Raw genomic sequence first — 18,038 nt, 5'->3', positions numbered from 1 at the left:
GCGATGGAGCGGGCCGGGGCGCGTCGGGCGGCGTGCATGTGCCGCTACGATGGCTCCTATGAGTGAAATGGACGCGGAACAGCTGACGCTTGACGGGCTCGCCCCCCGCAAGCGCCGGCGTCGCGCGCCCGCGGAGCACACACCCGCCCCCGACAACCCCATCGCCCGCGTCGTCCTCGACGTGCAGGCCACGCATCTGGGCCAGACCTTCGACTATCTCATCGACGAGAAGCAGTCGGACGGGGCCCGCCCCGGCGTTCTCGTGCGTGTCCGCTTCGGCGGCCGGCGCGTCACCGGCGTCATCTGGGAGCGCGCCGCCGTCAGCGACACGCCATCCTCCTCGCTGCGATACCTCGAGCGCGTGCTCGGCGGCGACGTGCTCGTACCCGCCTCGATGCGCCGCGACATCACCCTGATCGCCGACGCCTACGGCGGCACGCGCGCCAACATCCTGCGCCTTGCCGTGCCCCCGCGCGTCGCCAAGGTCGAGAAGGAGCAGCGTCTCGTCGCCGGATTCGCGCGCGACGGCTGGGATGACGGGCGATTCGGCGCGGGGAACGGCGACGGAACCACTTCCGGCTCGCCGGCCGCCCGCGTCGCCGCCCGCTTCGAGCGCCTCTCCGGCATGTACGACCGCAATCTGGCCGCCCTGCAGGACGCGCTGCACGCCCGCGCCGCCGCCTTCCGCGCGTTCGTGTTCGACCCGCTGCCCGGCGTCGGGCAGGCCGCGGCGACGCTCGCGTGGATGGCCGCCGAATCGCTCGCCGCCGGCCGCGCCGCCGTCATCGTCCTGCCTGGCATGAAGGAGACACACGACGTGCTCGACTCGCTCGGCGCGCTCGGGTTCACGCCCTTCGGCCCCGGCCGCTCCGACACCGGCGGATGGCGGGGCGACGTCGCGGTCCTGAGCGCCGAAACCCCGCCCATCGACCGGTATCGCGCCTACCTCGCCATCGCCACCGGACAGGTCAGATGCGTGATCGGCCCGCGCGCCGCCATGTACGCGCCGGTCGACGGTCCCGGACTGTTCGCGATCATGGACGACATCGCCTACCAGCAGGCCGACGGCATGATGCCCTACGCCCACGCGCGCGGCGTGCTGCGCCTGCGCGCCAAGGCGCACGGCGGCGTGTTCGTCGCGCTCGCCAACGCGCGCGGCCCCTTGAGCCAGATGGAGGTCGCCGGGCTGCCGGGAACCGGCGGAGGATTGCCGGGCGAGAGCGACATCACCCCGGTCACCCCGGTCGCTCCGGTCACCCCGACTTCCCTGTCCGACGCGGTGAGCGGACCGAGCGTCGCGATCCGCCCGCTGCCCAGCGTGCTGAAGGACGCCTCCCCGTGGGTGCGCTGGCTCAACCGCGAGGAGCTCGCCCGACTCGCCGACCCGTCGATCGGCGCGCGCGTGCCGCACACCGCCGTCGCCAACATCCGCACCGCGCTGAACGCCGGCGGCCCGGTCCTGTTCTCGATCCCCGCCGACGGCGTGGCCGAGGCGCTGAGCTGCGCCAACCCGAAATGCCTGCGTCAGGCGCGATGCCGCAAATGCACCGGCCCGCTGCAGCGCATGCCGGGCGTCGCCGTGCCGCGATGCCGCTGGTGCGGGGCCGCCGCGTCGAACTGGACATGCCCGCACTGCCACGGCGACCGGCTGCGCGTCGTGCGCGTCGGCGCGGCCGGCACCGCCGACGAACTGCGCGGCCTGTTCCGCGGCGTCCCGATGCTGCTGTCCAGCCCCAGCCAGCCGCGCGGCGTCATCGACGAGATCGACCACCGTCCGGTCATCGTCATCGCGACCCCCGGCGCCGAACCGCGCGTGCGCGCGAAGGAACGATCGGGGTACGCCTCCTACGCGGCGGTCGCGATCCTCGACGCATGGACCAGCCTGTACGCGCCGGGACTCGACGCGCGCGTCGACACGCTCGCCGCGTGGATGCGCGTCGTCTCCCTGTGCGCGCCACGCACCGCCGGCGGACAGGCGCTGCTGCTGGGGGAGACCGACCCGGCCATCGCCCAGTCCCTGATGCTGTGGGATTCCTCGCTGCTCGCCTCGCGCGAACTCGCCGAACGGGTGGAGACCGGCATGCCGCCGGCCGTCGCCGTCGCCTGCGTGTGGGGCCGACGCGACGCGGTCATGCGCGCGCTCAAGGCCATCGGAGCGCTGGACGGCGACATGGCCGTCTGCCCGATGCCGGGTGGCGATGATGCGTCGGCGATGCCCGGCGTGCTCGGCCCGGTGCCGATTCCGCAGCCGCGCACCATCGACGCGCGCGAGCTGGAGGTGACCGCCGACCGCGTGCGCGCCGTCGTCCGCGTGCCGCACGCGCGCCGCGAGGAGCTGGCCGCGCGGCTCAAAACCGAAGTCGCACGCCACGTCGCCGCGCGCGAAGGCGGCGAACTGCGCTTCCAGCTCGACCGTAAGGACCTGATCTGAACCGATCCGTTGCCGTCCCGCTCGCATGGGAACATGATGGCGGAAAACGGGCGCGCGTCGCCCGGAACCGCAACGCAGACGCACACGAATGGAGGAACCGCGATGAAGGGTTGGCCAGGGGAACCGGACATGGACTACGACGTGCTGGTGGCGGACGGCGAAGCGGCGGCGAACGCCGGCAAGCCGATCACCGACGTCATCTTCGACTTCGGCAACGTGCTCATCTACTGGGATCCGTCGGCGGTGCTCATCCCGCGCTACGACAAGGAGACCATCGACCGGTTCCTCGACAACGACGTCTCCCGTTTCTACGACGCCAACGACCTGATGGACGGCGGCGCCACCCCCGAGGAGGGCGTCGCGTGGATGCGCGAGCACAGCGGCGACCAGTGGGCCGACATGCTCCGGTACTATCTCGACAACTTCGAGGATTCGCTCGTCGGCGTCGTGCCCGGCGCGCGCGTGCTCATCAACGACCTCAAGGCCGCCGGCATCGGCGTGTGGGGCCTGTCCAACTGGGAGAAGGAGCTGTTCCCGATCGCCGAGAAGGCCACGCCGATCCTCTCCAAGCTCGACGGCAAGGTCGTCTCCGGCTACGTGAAGCTGCGCAAGCCGCACAAGGACATCTACGAGCGCGCGCTCAGCGAGTTCGGCATCCCGGCCGACGGCGCCGTGTTCATCGACGACAAGGCGATGAACATCGTCGGCGCGAACGCGGCCGGCATCCGCGGCGTGCGCTTCCGCGACCCGGTCAAGCTGCGCGAGCTGCTCATCGACGCCGGCATCGACATCCCCGACGTCAAGACCGTCAAGTGATCACGAAGCCCATGAAGTAGCCCATGAAGCCCATGAAGCCCATGAAGTAAGGACAAAAGGAATCACCATCCATATGCTCAAACTGCTGTTCGCCGGCACCCCCGATGTGGCCGTGCCGTCCCTGAAGGCGTTCGCCGCCGATCCCCGATTCGACGTGAAGGCGGTCCTGACCCGCCCCGACGCGCCCACCGGCCGCGGCCGCAGGCTCACCCCGAGTCCGGTCAAGGCCGCCGCGATCGAACTCGGCATCCCCGTTATCGACGCGAAACCGCGCGATCCCGGCTTCCTCGACACGCTCGCCGGACTCGACGTCGACATCGCCGCCGTCATCGCCTACGGCAACATCCTGCCCAAGGTCGTGCTCGACGCGGTGCCGCTCGGTTGGTACAACCTGCACTTCTCCAACCTGCCCGCATGGCGCGGCGCCGCCCCCGTGCAGCGCTCCATCTGGGCCGGGGACCGGATCACCGGCGCCGACGTGTTCAAGGTCGGCGAGGGATTGGACGACGGCCCGGTCATCGCGACGATGAGCGTCGAACTGACCGGACGGGAGACCTCCGGCGAACTGCTCGACCGGCTCGCGCGCGAAGGCGCGCCGATGTACGTCGACGCGCTCGCCAGCGTGGGGGAGGGGACCGCCGTGTTCACCCCGCAGCCGGAGGGCGAGTTCGAATACGCGCACAAGATCACCGTCGACGATGCGCGCATCGACCTCACGCTGCCCGTCGAGGCGATCGACCGGCAGATCCGCGCCTGCACGCCCGCCCCCGGCGCGTGGTGCGAGCTGCATCCGGAGGGAATATCGACCGGCGATGAGGAGCCGTCCGCCCCCGCCAAGCCGTTGACCCTCCACGTCCTCGCGGCCCGTCCGGCCGATCTGGCCAATCCGAACGCGCCGCAGACGCTTGCCTCCGGCGAGCTCAGGGCCGGCAAGAAGAACGTGTGGGTCGGCACCGGCACCACGCCGCTGGAACTCCTCGAGGTCAAGGCGCAGGGCAAGAAGGCCATGCGCGCCGCCGACTGGGCCCGAGGCGCCCGACTCACCCCCGAAGCCAATCTCGCCTAATTCCCTATTCTGGCCCCCTCTGACGGGACGTTGCCGTGAAGCAAACAGCAGAGCTGTTTGTAGGCAACGTGCGAGCCGACAGTCGAGCCAACCAATTGCGCGCGCAGCGCGTCCATAATTGCAGGGCAGGCTGGCGGCGAAGCCGACTGGGGGAGAGATTGCGGAATCAGCCGCGCAAAAACCCGAGCACCTTCGTCAGGTCGCGCTCGTTGAGCGCCTCCGGGGCGGCGAGCTGGGTCTTCGGCTTCGCGCAGAACGCGATGCCGAGGCCCGCGGCCTGGATCATCGGGATGTCGTTCGCGCCGTCGCCGACCGCCACGGTCTGCGCCATGTCGATGCCGTCGCGCTTCGCCCACTCGCGCAGCGCATGCAGCTTCGTCGTCTTGCACACGATCTCGCCGAGCACCCTGCCGGTGAGCTTGCCGTCCTTCACTTCAAGACGGTTCGCCAGCCAATGGTCGATATGCGCCTCGGCGGCAAGCCTGTCGACCACCTCGTGGAAGCCTCCGGAGACGACGCCCACCTTCCAGCCGTGCGCGTGCAGCGTGTCGATGAGCTCCAACGCGCCGTTCGTGAAATGCAGCCCGTCGTGCACCGTGTCGAACACGGAGACCGGCAGCCCCTCGAGCAACGCCACACGGGCGCGCAGCGCGTCGCAGAACTCGAGTTCGCCGCGCATCGCCCGCTCGGTCACCGACGCGATCTCCTCGCCCACGCCGGCCGCCTCGCCGAGCTGGTCGATGACCTCCTCGTCGATCAGCGTGGAGTCGACGTCCATCACCAGCAGGCCGGGTTCCGCGAGGGTCGGAGGCTCCGGGAAACCGGTTTCGGCGCCGTTGGCGCCGGCGTCCGCGGTGCCGTACTCGTCAAGGGATTGCGCATGTTCTTCGATCATGGCTTCGATTGTGGGAAAACCTTGGGACAATGCGCCTTATGATTTTTGACGCCTTCCACGACGTCGCGACTCAGGCGACCGCAGCGATCCAACCGACCTCCGCGACCACCCCCGCAGCCACCTTCACGGCCCTCGCCGACATGACCCTCGCCGACGCGGCGAACACCGCGAACGCGGTCTGCCCGACCGGCGACGGCGGGCTCATCGGGTCGATCACCGACTGGCTCGTCTCCCTGATGGAGACGGTCGGAGGCCTCGGCGTCGCCCTCGCCATCGCCCTTGAATCGATCTTCCCGCCGATCCCCTCCGAGGTGATCCTCCCGCTGGCCGGATTCACCGCATCACGCGGCTCGTTCGGCCTTCTCGAGGCGATCGTGTGGGCCACCGTCGGATCCCTGCTCGGCGCATGGGCGCTCTACGGCATCTCCCGCTGGGTGGGGCTGCATCGCATCCACAAGGCCGTCGACGTGATCCCCGGCGTCAGCCGCAAGGACGTCAACAAGGCCAACGACTGGTTCACGAGATACGGCACCTGGTCGGTGCTCATCGGCCGTGTGATCCCGGTCGTCCGCTCGCTCATCTCCATCCCGGCCGGCTTCAACCGGATGAGTTTCGCGCGGTTCAGCGGCTGGACCCTCCTCGGCTCGGCCGTGTGGAACACGATCCTCGTGTCCGCCGGATACTTCCTCGGCGAAGGCTGGTGTTCGATCCAGGGATGGCTCAACGTGTTCGAGGACGTGGTCATCGTCGCCTTCATCGTGGTCATCGTCGTGTTCGCCGTGCGTAAGATCCGTACAGTGGTGCGTGACAGGAAGCGGTAGGCGATCGACATTCGATCGACAGACCACGAACGACACGATGGACGACACGACGAATGACAAGGAGCCTTCGACAAGCATGACGGACGATCAGGAGACCCTGGACCGGCAGGCGCGCGAGCAGACGGCCCGCGAGCTGGCCTCGCTCAACGACCGGCTCATGGCCAAGAACCACGCGCTGGCCGAGGCGCTCACCCGCGCCGGCAAGGAGCTGACGAAGGCCAAGTCGCAGCTGGCGCAGCTCGCCCAGCCGCCGCTGAGCTTCGCCACGATGGTCCGGGTCGACTCCATGCACACCGACGACCTCGGCGTCCGGCACGCCTCCGCCGAGGTGATCTGCGGCACGCGCCGCCTCATCGTGCCCGTCGCCGCGAGCCTCAACGCCTCGCGTCTGGCCGCCGGACGCACCGTGATCCTCAACGAGAAGATGGTCCTCGTCGAACAGCGCGACATCGACGCTGTCGGCTCCATCCGCAGCATCTCCCAAGCGCTCGTCGACGGCCGTCTCGTCGTTACGGACGGCGGCGGCAACCCCACCGTCATCCGCCGCGCCTCCGCGCTCGCCGGCACTTCCTTCGACAAGGGCGACCGCGTGATCGTCGACCCGTCCGGGCGCCTCGCCTTGGAGGCGCTGCCGCACGAGGACGACGCCGACCTCGTGCTCGAGGAGACCCCGGACGTCACCTTCGCCGACATCGGCGGCCTCGACGCGCAGATCGAACGCATCAGGGACGCGGTCCAGCTGCCGTTCCTGCACCGCGAGCTGTTCCGCCGCTACGACCTCAACCCGCCCAAGGGCGTGCTCCTGTACGGCCCTCCCGGCAACGGCAAGACACTCATCGCCAAGGCGGTCGCGCATGCGCTCGCCGAAGGGTCGCACATGGGCGGCAAGGGCGTGTTCCTGTCGGTCAAGGGCCCCGAGCTGCTCAACAAGTTCGTCGGCGAGTCGGAGCGTCTCATCCGTCTCATCTTCCAGCGCGCCCGCGAGCGTGCCGCCGACGGCCGTCCGGTCATCGTGTTCATCGACGAGATGGACTCGCTGCTGCGCACGCGCGGCTCCGGCGTCTCGAGCGACGTGGAGACGACGATCGTTCCGCAGTTCCTCGCCGAACTGGACGGCGTCGAATCGATCGGCAACGTGATGGTGATCGGCGCGTCGAACCGCGTGGACATGATCGACCCGGCCGTGCTGCGCCCGGGACGCCTCGACGTGAAGATCCGCATCGACCGGCCGGACGGCGAGGCCGCGGCCTCGATCGTGCGCCACTATCTGACCGACGACCTGCCGCTGGAGGCGGGCGTGGACGCGGAGGCGCTGACCCGCGTGCTCGTGCGCGACATCTACACGCGCTCCGAACGCCGCCATCTGGCCGACGTACGCGACGAGCACGGCGTGTGGAACGCGCTGTTCCTCGCCGACGTGGTCTCCGGCGCGTCCCTGAAGAACGTCGTCGACCGCGCCAAGACCTACGCGGTCAAGGCGTCGATCACGTCGGGCCGTGACGTGGCGATCGGCGTGGACCTGCTCGCGAAGGCCGTCGAGGACGAGTACGCGGAGACCCGCGACTCGCTCCTCGACGCCGACCCGGTCCAATGGTCCCGCGTCAACGGCTTCGACGCCGGCCGAGTCGTCGCCATCCGCCCCGTCGTGATCCCCGAGAGAAGCTGACGCTGGCGAGAGAACCTGACGCTGATGTTCGCTCAGCGTCGGGTTCTCTCGAAACCAGCCGCATTCCCGAGAAAAGCCGTCGCTGAGTCGTCCTCAGCGACGGCTTTTCTCGTCGGCGCCCGGATGGATGGGACGCGTCACGCCGCCGCATCACCCGTCTATCATGGACAACCATGAGCGTTCGACGAGTGATGGGAACGGAGACCGAGTATGCGGTCTCTCAGCCGGGGGTGGCGCACTACCAGCCGGTCCGGTTGAGCTTCGATGTGGTGGGGGCTGCGGCCGATGACGCCACGCGACACATCAGATGGGACTACCGGCAGGAGGACCCGGTCAACGACGCACGCGGCACGCGGCTCGATCGTGCCGCGGCCCGCCCCGAGATGCTCACCGACTCCCCGCAGCTCAACATCACCAACGTGATCGCGCCCAACGGCGGGCGCGTGTACGTCGATCACGCGCATCCCGAATATTCGGCGCCCGAGACGACCGATCCGTTCGAGGCGCTCACCTACGACCACGCCGGCGACCGCATCATGCTCGCCGCCGCCCGCGCCGCCTCCCGGGCCGCAAGCGCACGCCCCGACCCCGAGACCGGCGAGACCGGCCGGCCGATCGTCCTGCACCGCAACAACGTCGACGGCAAGGGCGCCAGCTGGGGCACGCACGAGAACTACATGATGGATCGCGCCGTGCCGTTCACGGACGTGGCCGCCCTGATGACCGCGCACTTCGTCTCCCGCCAGATCTGGGCCGGATCGGGGCGCGTCGGAATCGGCGAACGCAGCGAGGCCGCCGGATTCCAGCTGAGCCAGCGCGCCGACTACATCCACGCGAAGATCGGCCTGCAGACCACGTTCGACCGTCCGATCATCAACACGCGCGACGAATCCCACTCCACCTCGGACAAGCGCCGCCTGCACGTCATCGTCGGCGACGCCAACCGCATGGACGTGCCGCAGGTGCTGAAGCTCGGCATCACCTCGATGCTGCTGTGGACGCTCGAACACGCGCGGGACGCCGGATACGACCTCGACGCCCTGCTCGGCCGCCTCCAGCTCGCCGACCCGGTCGACGCGATGCACGCCGTCTCGCACGATCTGACGCTTGCCGCGCCGCTGAAGCTCGAGACCGGCGGTGAGACCGGCGGCGAGACCACCGCGTGGCTCATGCAGATCGAACTGCGCCGCGCCGTCTACGAGGTAGCCGCCGCGGTCCTCGGCACCGACACGAAGGGCGAGCCGGCGTGGGAGGATCGCGAGACCCGCAACGTGATGGCCATGTGGGGGCAGGCGCTCGCCGACGTCGCCGCGATCAGGCACGCCGACGACGATACGCGACTGACGATGAAGGCCGAGGCGTCCCGCATCGAATGGCTGCTCAAATGGCAGCTGCTGGAGAAGCTGCGCCGCAAGCTCGCCGCCGGCAGTGGCGACGGGTGGGGCGATCCGCGTCTCGCCGCGATCGACCTGTCATGGGCGGCGCTCGAACCGGCCCAATCGGTGTTCGCCAAACTCGAGAAGGCGGGGCGCGTCGAACGCCTCGTCGACGACGACCGTCTCACGCGCGCCGCCGCCGAGCCGCCGGCCGACACCCGCGCCTGGCTGCGCGCCGCGATCGTGCGCTCGTTCCCGTCCGACGTCGTCGCCGCCAGCTGGTCGCATCTGACCGTCCGCATGCCGCGTGCGGCGGGGGAGGACGCCCTGTCCGACACGTACGGCAACGCGTCCGCCGCCGAGGCGACGAGCGTGCGTCCCGGCGACCTTGTGAGCCTTGACATGTCCGATCCGCTGGCCTTCCGCAAGGAGAACGTCGAAGCCGTCGTCGCGCGCGCCGCGAACGCTGCCGAGGCGATCGGCGAGCTCGCGGCTCGCGGCAGATGAGCCGGCGGCAGGTAAGATTGTGAGTCATGGCACAACAAGAGAATCTCCGCGACCTCGCGATGAAGGTCGCCGACATCGCACAGGCGGCAGGCAAGCACGCGCTGCAGGACCAGATGGCCCCGCACAACATGCTGATCTCCCGTGAGAACCCCACCGAGCAGTTCAACGTGGACGTCGACGGCCGACTGCTGCGGTACATCTCCGGCCGTCTCGCCGACATGCAGCACTTTGACGGATTCTGGCAGACCCGCCCCGCGAAGTCCCGCCCCGGCCAGCGCTACTGGTGCGTCGGCAAGATCGACGGCGCGATCAACTACATCCGCAACATGAGCGAATGGACGGTCACCATCTCCCTGTTCGAGTTCAACGAGGAGGGATCCGCCCAGCCGATCCTCGGCATCGTGCACGCCCCCGCCCTGGGCGAGACGTATCTGGCCGCGCGTGGCGCCGGCGCGGTGCGCATCCGCAACACGCCGGTCGGCGAGAAGCGCGAGAAGGTCGTCCCGTCGATGACCTCGACGCTCGACGGCGCGGTCGTCAGCTACGGCATGTCCTACGTGCCGAGCGAGTCGGCCCGCGCCCTGAAGACCGTGGCGGGTCTCGCGGAGGCCCGACCTGCCGACATTAAGCGCGTCGGCCCAGCATCGCTCGATCTGTGCAAGGTGGCGGACGGCACGTACGACGCCTACTTCGAGCCGATGCTGCACGAATGGGACATCCCGGCGATCTCCGCGGGCGCGGTGGTCGTCTGGGAGGCGCAGGGCACGCTGCACCGCTGGAACGGCAACGGCATCCATTGGCGTCGCGCCAACGACGTGCTGTGCACCAACGGCATGATCGACCGCGAACTCAAGCCCTACCTCGTGCAGGAGTGAGGCAAGCCGAGAAGGGAAGGGAGGAACCATGCCTCAGCAATTCGAGCAGAGCCAGCCGCAGCAGAACGGGAACGAGCAGGACGCGCCCCTCGCAGCCGCGCAGACCGGAACCAACGCCGAGATCGACACCGACGTGGATGCGCTCGACGCGGTGCTCGACGACATCGAGAGCACGCTCGAGACCAACGCCGAGGAGTATGTCAACAGCTTCGTGCAAAAGGGCGGCGAGTGATGCCGCAGCTGCGTGACAGCGGCACGCGGGCGGCGCACGCATCGGGCGTCGCCTCGGCCTCCGAGCTCAACGGCTTCGCGCGCATCTTCGGCGTCGAGACCGAATACGGCGTCGCCGTCACCGGCGCGGACCGGCCGGTCGATGCCGGGCAGGTCGCGATGACGATGTTCCAGCCGGTCGTCTCCCGCGCGAGGTCGACGAACACGTACCTCGACAACGGTTCACGTCTCTATCTGGACGTCGGATCGCACCCCGAGTACGCGACCGCCGAGGCGCGCGACCCGTTCGACGCGCTCGCGCAGGACACGGCGGGGGAGCGGATCATGGCCTCCCTCGCCGCGCAGGCGCAGGAGAAGCTGCGCGCAAGCCACGGCGAGCACGCCGCGATCCATGTGTTCAAGAACAACGTCGACTCCGCGGGGCATGCGTTCGGCTGCCACGAGAACTACCTCGTGCGCCGCATCGTGCCGTTGGAGACGATCGAACGGCAATTGCTGCCGTTCCTCATCACCCGTCAGCTGTACACCGGAGCCGGACGGTTCACGGCCGATGCGGCTGATGCGGCTGATGCATTTGGCGCGGCCGGCTTCCAGATCACGCAGCGCGCCGACTTCCTCGACGAGGCCGTCTCGTCGGCCACCACGCGTTCGCGCCCGATGGTCAACACGCGCGACGAACCGCACGCGGACCCCGAGTCGTTCCGCCGTCTGCATGTGATCATCGGCGACTCGAACCGCTCGCGATGGGCCACATGGATGAAGCTCGCCGTCACGCACCTCGTGCTGTGCGTGATCGAGGACGCGGTGCGACGCGTCGTGCCAAGCGGGTTCGAGGATCTCGCGTTCGACGACCCGGCCGCCGCCAACCGCGCGGTGAGCCGCTGGCTCGACGGCGCAGTTTCGACCGATGCCGACCCCGCCGGCGCCCTCGCGATGCAGCGCCGCTACCTCGAGGTCGTCGAGGCGTTCGTGCGCGATCACAGGGACGAGATGAACGCCTCCCTGCCGTCGACGCCGGTCGAACTGGTCCTCGACGGCTGGCGGTGGGCGCTGGACGCGCTGGAACGCCGCGACATCGCCGCGCTGGCCGCACGCGTCGACTGGGCCGCGAAACACCGTCTGGCCGAGGCGATGCGCCGGCGTCGCCCGGACACCGGTTTCGCACAGCTCGAACGCATGGAGCTCGACTACCATGACATCGCCAACGGCCGGCTGTACGGCTCGCTGGTGGCGCACGGCCAGCTGGAGGAGACCATCGACCCGGGACTGTCGTACAACGGCCTCGCCGCGGTCGACTCCGCCGATCCGAACGACTCCGCCGTGCCCGCCGATCCGATCAACTCCGACCCCCGCCACACCCCGCCAGCGAACACACGCGCGGCCCTGCGCGGCGCGTTCGTGCACCGGGCGCTCGCGGCCGGCGTCCAGTTCTCCTGCGACTGGACCACGTTGGTCGTCTCCTCGCCGGTGCGGCGTGAGGCGACCCTCCTCGACCCGTTCAGCGCCGAAAGGACGCCGGAGTACGACGCCCTGATGGCGCTGCTGTAGCGCGTGCATACGGGTCGTCCGCCTCCGTGAGCCGAAAGTACGTTCCCCGTGGTCAAATCCCTCCCTCCCACGAGGAACGTACGGTGACTTTCCCCATCCGTACGTTCCTCGTGGCTAGAAAGCGGTCATCCCCTGTTTTCGTACGCCTACCGCTGGCATCCGTACGAAAACAGGGGATGAGCGTCCTTTAGTCACCCGGAGCGTACACTCAGCCCGAGCCAGCGTACGTTCTTGGTGGTTTCCCGGCGGGCTGCGGAGCAGTCGCCCCGATACGCGAAAACCCCGACCGTCATGGTCGGGGTTTATCTGTTCCGCCTATCCGGAGGCCGGAGAATCAGCCAACAATCAGTTGTTGGTGAATCAGTTGTTGGTGACGGCCTTCTTGAGCAGGGTGCCGGCGGAGATGCGCACGCCGTAGGTGGCGGGGATCTCGATGGTCTCGCCGGTGCGCGGGTTGCGGCCGGTGCGGGCGGCGCGCTTGACGCGCTCCGCGGAGAACAGGCCGGTGAGCTTCAGACCTTCGCCGGACTGCATGGCCTCGACGAACACATCCTGGAAGGCGTTGACAGCGGCCTCAGCCTGAGCCTTGGTCAGGTTGGACTTCTGAGCGATCTTCGAGACGAGATCAGACTTGTTGTATGCCATAAAGCATCCTTCTTTGTCCGGGGACCGGCTACTGCATTGCCGGTCCGTTGGTTGTCATGAATGATGATAGCGCATGATGTGACCAGACGCCGCATTTTCCAACGTTTTTACGGGTCTCATACCGTGGTTTTTACGGGTTTCACACCATGTTCCGCCTGTCGAGCCAGCGCATCGCCAGCGCACCCAGCGGGATGCGCAGCCAGTAGAACAGCGCCCGGTACAGCAGCGTCGCGGACAGGGCCACGCCGGCCGGGATGCCCGCGGCTCCGAACGAGAACGTCAACGCGGCCTCGACGCCGCCGAGGCCGCCCGGCGTGGGTACCGCCGAGCCGATCGCGTTGGCGAGCAGGAAGAGGAACAGCGTCTCGAACGGGTTGGTCATCTGCCCGAACGCGAGCAGCGCCGCCCAGAACTCGAGTCCCGTGGCGACGTTGAGCAGCAGCATGCCGAGCACGCTCACGGCCAGCTGGCGCGGATTGGACAGTACGTCGACCAGCTGGCGGGCGTACGCCTTGGCCAGCGGCAGCAGCTTGTCGGCGACGAGCCGACGCACCGGCGGGATCATCATCGCGATCGCCATCGCCATGAGCACGGCGCCGATGATGGTGATCAGCGTGTTCGTCGGGATCATCGTGCTCAACGCGCTGGACCCGGTGAACAGGCCGATCAGGACGAGGATGATCACGGTGCCGCCGTAGTAGACCGCCATCACCGCGGTCATGATCGCGGTGGCCGTCGTGTTGCGGTATCCGGACTTGCGCAGGAACTGCAGGTTCACGAACGCCGGGCCCACGCCCGCGGGCATCGAGACCACCGCGAAGCCCTGCGCCACCTGCGACATGAAGATGCCGAGCGGACGGCGCTTGTCCTTCTCGATGAACGCGCCGAGCTCGATCGCCGAGCCGAGGATCGCGAGGACCTCGAATACGAGGCAGACGAGCGCGATCATCGGGTTCGCGTTCCTGACGGCCGCGATCACCTCGTTCGGCTTCAGTTGCGTGAACACGACGACCACCGCGACCACGAGCAGCGCCGTGCCGATGAACGAGCGCGGCGAGAAGCGGGAGAGCTTCACCGGCTCCATCGAGCGCACGTCCTCCTCGGGGGCGAGCGCGCGCGTCCTGGCGCGCAGGTCATCCATCACATGCCTGTCCCACCCGCCCAGCGCGCGCGTGCCGGTCGGGACCGCCGCGTTCTGCATGAACGGCGTGAGCGCGATCATCTGGTCGTCGCCCCACACCTCGCGTCCGGCGGCGACCGCGCGTTCCGGACCGATGAGCACGGCGAGCAGGGTGAGCAGCTGGACCTGGTCGAGCGCCACGTTTGGGGCGGTGCTCGCGTCGTCGCCGTTCTGCCATCCGGCGATGATCGGCGTGCCCGATTCGAGGCGCGCCAGCGTGTCCGGGGTGATGCGGCGGTGCGTGTAGCCGCGCCGGTTCGCCACCGACAGGTAGCGCATCAGGGCGATCGCGTCGTCGTCGGAGAGGGTGTTGAGGTTCAATTCGCGCATCGACTCGTTGCCGCGCAGCACGAGGATCGAGGTCTCCCCGGTGTCCGCCACGCCGTAGACGTGCGGCGTGGAGAGCCCCGCGTTCTTGAGTCCCAGGATCATCGCCATGTGATGCTGCGTCGCCTCGCGCGGGGAGCGGTCGTGACGCATCGACACGCCGGTGAAACGGATCCACTGCCACAGCTGGCGCATGTATCCGGCGGTGTGCACCTGGCTGTCGAGCGCGGAGACGACGAAGCGGCGACCGAGATCGTCGCGCGCGTCGTACACGCGCGAGCCTTCGACCAGATCGTCGTCGAGAGCGACGGACGTGGAACGGAACGAGCGGTGCGCGGCCGGGCTCGGTTCAACGCGGCGTTCCAGCGACGTGATGCGCAGGCCGATGCCGTTCAACGCCTGCACGAGGTCGGCGCCCCATGTGCCCTGGTTCTTCGTGCCGATCGCGAAGCGCAGCAGCATGCCGATGAGACGACCGGCCGCGAACGAGACGAGCACGCCGGCCACGGAGTTGACCGACAGGAGGATGAGGATCGCGGCCACCGCGTAGAGGATGTTCCATCCCCATTTGACCGTCGAACGCGTGCGGCGCGGCCCGGCCACGGTCAGCAGGGCGCCGGCCCCCGCATAGAAGTCGGGCAGCAGGCCGGCGCCGTAGGTGCTGCTCGCCGACCCCAGTGCGGAGACCATCGTCGCGTTGCCGATCGACGAGACGGCCAGCGATATGCCCCACGCGAACGCCATGCCGCCGAACAGCGCCAGCAATGCGAGCACGGCCTGCAGCCATTCGCGTGCGACGAGCAGCTGCGCGATCGCCATCACGACGATCGCGACGATCGCGAGCTGCTGGAGCATCGACGTGGGCAGGTCGACCATCCAGTTGAGGGTCTGCCCGGCGACGTGATGGGCGTCCGACTCGATGCCGGTGACGAACCCGCTCAGATACGTGGCCGACAGCATCGCCACGAGGGCGAGCAGCACCGCGGCGCCCGCGTGCAGCAGGTCGCCGAAATCGTGGATGCGCTTGGGCGGCACATCGTCGATATGCGGGTCGGCGGGGTCGCCCGGCGCCGTCTCATCGAGGTCGAGGTCGATGGAAGTCACGGTGGGTGCCAGCGGTCCGTCAGCGGTCGAAGTCCACCAGCCTGCTCGCCACACCCGTGTACGTGGCGGGGGTGAGGGCCTTGAGGCGCGCGGCGGTCTCGGGGTCGAACGACTGCTGGTCGATGAACGCCTCGACCTGCGTCTTGTCGATCGTGTGGCCGCGCATCAGCTCCTTGACCTTCTCGTACGGCTTGTCCATGCCGGGCAGGCCCTTGAGTTCGCAGGCGCGCATCGCAGTCTGGATCGGCTCGCCGAGCACCTCCCAGTTCGTGTCGAGCTCGTGGGCGATCACATGCTCGTTCGGGTGGATGGATTTCAGGCCGCCCATCAGGTTGTGCAGGGCCAGCAGCGAGTAGCCGAGGGCCGAGCCGATGTTGCGCTGCGTGGTCGAATCGGTCAGATCGCGCTGCCAACGGGACTCCACCAGCGTGGCGGACAGCGTGTCCAGCAGCGAGCAGGACAGCTCGAAATTGGCCTCCGCGTTCTCGAAGCGGATCGGGTTGACCTTGTGCGGCATCGTCGAGGAGCCGGTCGCGCCCTTGACCGGGACCTGCGCGAACACGCCGCGCGAGATGTACATCCACACGTCCACGCACAGGTTGTGCATGATGCGGTTCGCGTGGGAGACGGTCGAGTACAGCTCGGCCTGCCAGTCGTGGCTTTCGATCTGCGTCGTCAGCGGGTTCCAGGTCAGGCCCATGCGGTTGGTGACGAACTCGCGGGAGACGGCGATCCAGTCGACGTCCGGGCAGGCGGCCAGATGCGCGCCGAACGTGCCGGTCGCGCCGTTGATCTTGCCCAGGTACTCCTGCGCGGCGAGGTGCTTCAGCTGGCGGTTGAGACGGTAGACGTAGACGGCGAGCTCCTTGCCGAGCGTCGTCGGCGTGGCCGGCTGGCCGTGCGTCAGGGACAGCAGCGGCAGGTCGCGGAACTCATCGGCCTTGACGGCGAGATGGTCGATGATCTCCTCGAACGCCGGGGTCCACACCTGTTCCATCGCGTTCTTCACGCAGCGGGCGATCGACAGGTTGTTGATGTCCTCGGAGGTGCAGGCGAAGTGCACGAGGGTCTTGAGCGCGTCGTTGATGTGCGTCAGCTCTGCCGGGGCCTTGTCGATCTGGTCGTCGATGTAGTACTCGACGGCCTTCACGTCGTGATGCGTGACGGCCTCGTGCGCGGCGTGCTGCCTGATGCCCTCGGCGCCGAAGTCCTCGGGAATCGCCCTGAGGAACGCCTGCTCGGCGTCGGTGAACGGCTCGACGCCGTCGATGATCGGCTGGTTGCCGTTGCCCTCGAAGCCGTTGGCCAGAAGGATCATCCACTCGACCTCGACGCGCATGCGCTCGCGGTTCAGGGCCGGCTCGCTCAGGTATTCGACCAGCGGGGCGGTGGCGGAGTGATAGCGGCCGTCAAGCGGCGTCAGTGCGATTGCGGGGGAAATATCGGTAAGCTTCATAACTCTTTAGGGTACTTCCAGCCGTGAACCGCGGAAACCATACGCACTGGCTCCCCTTGTCGGACGTTGCCGTGAAGCAAACAGCAGAGCTGTTTGTAGGCGACGTGCGAGCCGACAGGCGAGCCAGCAGAATGCGCGCATAGCGCGTCCGTAATTGCGGGACGAGCTGGCCCGCGAAGCGGGACTGAGGGGTAGTGAAGTTCGCCGGTGAACGTCCGGCGCGGATACCTTGTTACCCGAATCGCACGAATCGCCCCTATACTGGCGTGCGGCGCTCCCGCCCGAGCCGTGCAGGTCAAGGGGCGTCTTTTCCAAGTAGTCAAGTATCACTGTGCGCGGCCGTAACCGGCAGGGGAGCACCATGTCCGCAATCGACAATCGTCCATCGTCTTCGTTTTCGCCTTCGTCTTCATCCGTTTCCTCCAATGATGCCAACGGCTCCGGCCTCTCCAGCCTCAAGTGGCGACCGGTCGACATCGCCGTCGGCGCGGCGCTCGGCGCGGCCTGCGGCGTGATCTTCTGGGGATTCAACTTCGCGTACATGCCGATCTCCTCGGTGCTCGGCGCGGTCCTTCCGGGACTCGCGTCGGTGACGCATGCGATGTGGTACTTCTCCGGCACGCTCGCGCTGCTGATCCTGCGCAGGCCGGGCGCCGCGCTGTACGTCAACGTCGTCGGCACGCTCGTCGAGACGGTGATCGGCAGCCAGTACGGCGTCGGATTCGTGATCGTCTCCGCGCTGCTGCAGGGCGCGTTCGCCGAGATCCCGTTCGCGCTGACCCGCTACCGCAGGTTCAACCTGCCGATCTCGGTCGTCTCCGGACTGCTCGTCGCGCTCGAATACGGCTTCTATCTGCTGCTCTTCCGCTATCAGGGCGTCGCGATCGTGAGCCCCCGCGGCATCGTCCACCTGATCTCCGAGCTCACGGGTGGTGCGCTGCTGAGCGGTGTGATGCCGTGGTTCCTCATGCTGGGCCTCGCCCGGACCGGCGTCCTCGACCGTCTCGCCTCCGGCCGCGCCCTGATCGACGCCGAGTCCGCCTCACGGGTCTGATACCGCTGAAGGCTCCCCCTGTCAGGGGAGCTGGCTCGCG

At 68.4% G+C, this 18,038-nt stretch carries 14 protein-coding genes; 10 read left to right on the top strand and 4 right to left on the bottom strand.

Annotated features, from left to right (window positions below):
- Window positions 1-58 precede the first annotated feature (58 nt).
- The 3 genes from CSQ85_RS03955 (at window position 59) to fmt (ending at window position 4,313) form a co-directional block, all read left to right on the top strand.
- On the top strand, window positions 59-2,431 hold the full coding sequence (locus CSQ85_RS03955) for a primosomal protein N' (protein ID WP_150382929.1): 2,373 nt from the start codon (window positions 59-61) through the stop codon (window positions 2,429-2,431).
- Between the two features lie 102 nt (window positions 2,432-2,533).
- Window positions 2,534-3,247, top strand: coding sequence for an HAD family hydrolase (locus CSQ85_RS03950; protein WP_150382928.1), 714 nt, complete (start codon window positions 2,534-2,536; stop codon window positions 3,245-3,247).
- Between the two features lie 73 nt (window positions 3,248-3,320).
- Complete coding sequence (gene fmt / locus CSQ85_RS03945) at window positions 3,321-4,313, top strand: methionyl-tRNA formyltransferase (protein ID WP_150382927.1); 993 nt, start codon at window positions 3,321-3,323, stop codon at window positions 4,311-4,313.
- Window positions 4,314-4,479: 166 nt separating this feature from the next.
- On the opposite strand, the gene serB is transcribed toward fmt, so the two are convergent.
- Window positions 4,480-5,091: a phosphoserine phosphatase SerB gene (gene serB / locus CSQ85_RS03940; RefSeq protein WP_258175805.1), complete on the bottom strand. Its 612-nt coding sequence runs from the start codon at window positions 5,089-5,091 to the stop codon at window positions 4,480-4,482.
- Window positions 5,092-5,348: 257 nt separating this feature from the next.
- Between serB and CSQ85_RS03935 the strand changes: the two genes are divergently transcribed.
- From CSQ85_RS03935 to CSQ85_RS03910, 6 genes are all read left to right on the top strand, one after another.
- A complete protein-coding gene (locus tag CSQ85_RS03935) occupies window positions 5,349-6,029 on the top strand; it encodes a DedA family protein (protein ID WP_150383052.1) in 681 nt (226 codons plus the stop codon).
- Window positions 6,030-6,105: 76 nt separating this feature from the next.
- Window positions 6,106-7,695 carry a proteasome ATPase gene (arc, locus tag CSQ85_RS03930; protein ID WP_150382925.1) on the top strand — a complete coding sequence of 530 codons (1,590 nt, stop codon included), beginning with the start codon at window positions 6,106-6,108 and terminating at the stop codon, window positions 7,693-7,695.
- Window positions 7,696-7,868: 173 nt separating this feature from the next.
- Complete coding sequence (gene dop / locus CSQ85_RS03925; protein WP_150382924.1) at window positions 7,869-9,578, top strand: depupylase/deamidase Dop; 1,710 nt, start codon at window positions 7,869-7,871, stop codon at window positions 9,576-9,578.
- Window positions 9,579-9,604: 26 nt separating this feature from the next.
- Window positions 9,605-10,453, top strand: a complete 849-nt coding sequence (locus CSQ85_RS03920) for an inositol monophosphatase family protein (RefSeq protein ID WP_150382923.1) — start codon at window positions 9,605-9,607, stop codon at window positions 10,451-10,453.
- A 28-nt stretch (window positions 10,454-10,481) separates the two neighbouring features.
- Window positions 10,482-10,685, top strand: coding sequence for a ubiquitin-like protein Pup (locus CSQ85_RS03915; protein ID WP_150382922.1), 204 nt, complete (start codon window positions 10,482-10,484; stop codon window positions 10,683-10,685).
- Window positions 10,685-12,232: a proteasome accessory factor PafA2 family protein gene (locus tag CSQ85_RS03910; RefSeq protein ID WP_150382921.1), complete on the top strand. Its 1,548-nt coding sequence runs from the start codon at window positions 10,685-10,687 to the stop codon at window positions 12,230-12,232. The genes CSQ85_RS03915 and CSQ85_RS03910 overlap by 1 nt, the downstream gene beginning before the upstream one ends.
- A 360-nt stretch (window positions 12,233-12,592) precedes the next feature.
- Here the strand turns inward: CSQ85_RS03910 and CSQ85_RS03905 are convergent, their stop codons facing one another.
- From CSQ85_RS03905 to purB, 3 genes are all read right to left on the bottom strand, one after another.
- The gene (locus CSQ85_RS03905; protein WP_107040813.1) at window positions 12,593-12,877 is read right to left on the bottom strand and encodes an HU family DNA-binding protein; all 285 of its coding nucleotides are present in this window, start codon (window positions 12,875-12,877) and stop codon (window positions 12,593-12,595) included.
- Window positions 12,878-13,016: 139 nt separating this feature from the next.
- Window positions 13,017-15,488 carry a lysylphosphatidylglycerol synthase transmembrane domain-containing protein gene (locus tag CSQ85_RS03900; protein WP_223846821.1) on the bottom strand — a complete coding sequence of 824 codons (2,472 nt, stop codon included), beginning with the start codon at window positions 15,486-15,488 and terminating at the stop codon, window positions 13,017-13,019.
- A gap of 19 nt (window positions 15,489-15,507) precedes the next feature.
- Complete coding sequence (purB, locus tag CSQ85_RS03895; protein WP_150382920.1) at window positions 15,508-16,944, bottom strand: adenylosuccinate lyase; 1,437 nt, start codon at window positions 16,942-16,944, stop codon at window positions 15,508-15,510.
- Between the two features lie 361 nt (window positions 16,945-17,305).
- Here purB and CSQ85_RS03890 point away from each other — a divergent pair, with 361 nt between their 5' ends.
- Window positions 17,306-17,998 carry an ECF transporter S component gene (locus CSQ85_RS03890; RefSeq protein ID WP_150382919.1) on the top strand — a complete coding sequence of 231 codons (693 nt, stop codon included), beginning with the start codon at window positions 17,306-17,308 and terminating at the stop codon, window positions 17,996-17,998.
- The last annotated feature ends 40 nt before the right edge of the window (window positions 17,999-18,038 follow it).

The organism is Bifidobacterium rousetti (assembly GCF_008698235.1).
GTDB classification, from domain to species: Bacteria; Actinomycetota; Actinomycetes; order Actinomycetales; family Bifidobacteriaceae; genus Bifidobacterium; species Bifidobacterium rousetti.
Note: the sequence above shows the minus strand (reverse complement) of the source record. Positions and strands in the feature narration are given on the sequence as shown.

Bases quoted from the DNA above. Each gene is read 5' to 3' on its own strand.
- CSQ85_RS03955 (WP_150382929.1), top strand. From the start codon at position 59: ATGAGTGAAATGGACGCGGAACAGCTGACGCTTGACGGGCTCGCCCCC.
- CSQ85_RS03950 (WP_150382928.1), top strand. From the start codon at position 2,534: ATGAAGGGTTGGCCAGGGGAACCGGACATGGACTACGACGTGCTGGTG.
- fmt (WP_150382927.1), top strand. From the start codon at position 3,321: ATGCTCAAACTGCTGTTCGCCGGCACCCCCGATGTGGCCGTGCCGTCC.
- serB (WP_258175805.1), bottom strand. From the start codon at position 5,091: ATGGACGTCGACTCCACGCTGATCGACGAGGAGGTCATCGACCAGCTC.
- CSQ85_RS03935 (WP_150383052.1), top strand. From the start codon at position 5,349: ATGACCCTCGCCGACGCGGCGAACACCGCGAACGCGGTCTGCCCGACC.
- arc (WP_150382925.1), top strand. From the start codon at position 6,106: ATGACGGACGATCAGGAGACCCTGGACCGGCAGGCGCGCGAGCAGACG.
- dop (WP_150382924.1), top strand. From the start codon at position 7,869: ATGAGCGTTCGACGAGTGATGGGAACGGAGACCGAGTATGCGGTCTCT.
- CSQ85_RS03920 (WP_150382923.1), top strand. From the start codon at position 9,605: ATGGCACAACAAGAGAATCTCCGCGACCTCGCGATGAAGGTCGCCGAC.
- CSQ85_RS03915 (WP_150382922.1), top strand. From the start codon at position 10,482: ATGCCTCAGCAATTCGAGCAGAGCCAGCCGCAGCAGAACGGGAACGAG.
- CSQ85_RS03910 (WP_150382921.1), top strand. From the start codon at position 10,685: ATGCCGCAGCTGCGTGACAGCGGCACGCGGGCGGCGCACGCATCGGGC.
- CSQ85_RS03905 (WP_107040813.1), bottom strand. From the start codon at position 12,877: ATGGCATACAACAAGTCTGATCTCGTCTCGAAGATCGCTCAGAAGTCC.
- purB (WP_150382920.1), bottom strand. From the start codon at position 16,944: ATGAAGCTTACCGATATTTCCCCCGCAATCGCACTGACGCCGCTTGAC.
- CSQ85_RS03890 (WP_150382919.1), top strand. From the start codon at position 17,306: ATGTCCGCAATCGACAATCGTCCATCGTCTTCGTTTTCGCCTTCGTCT.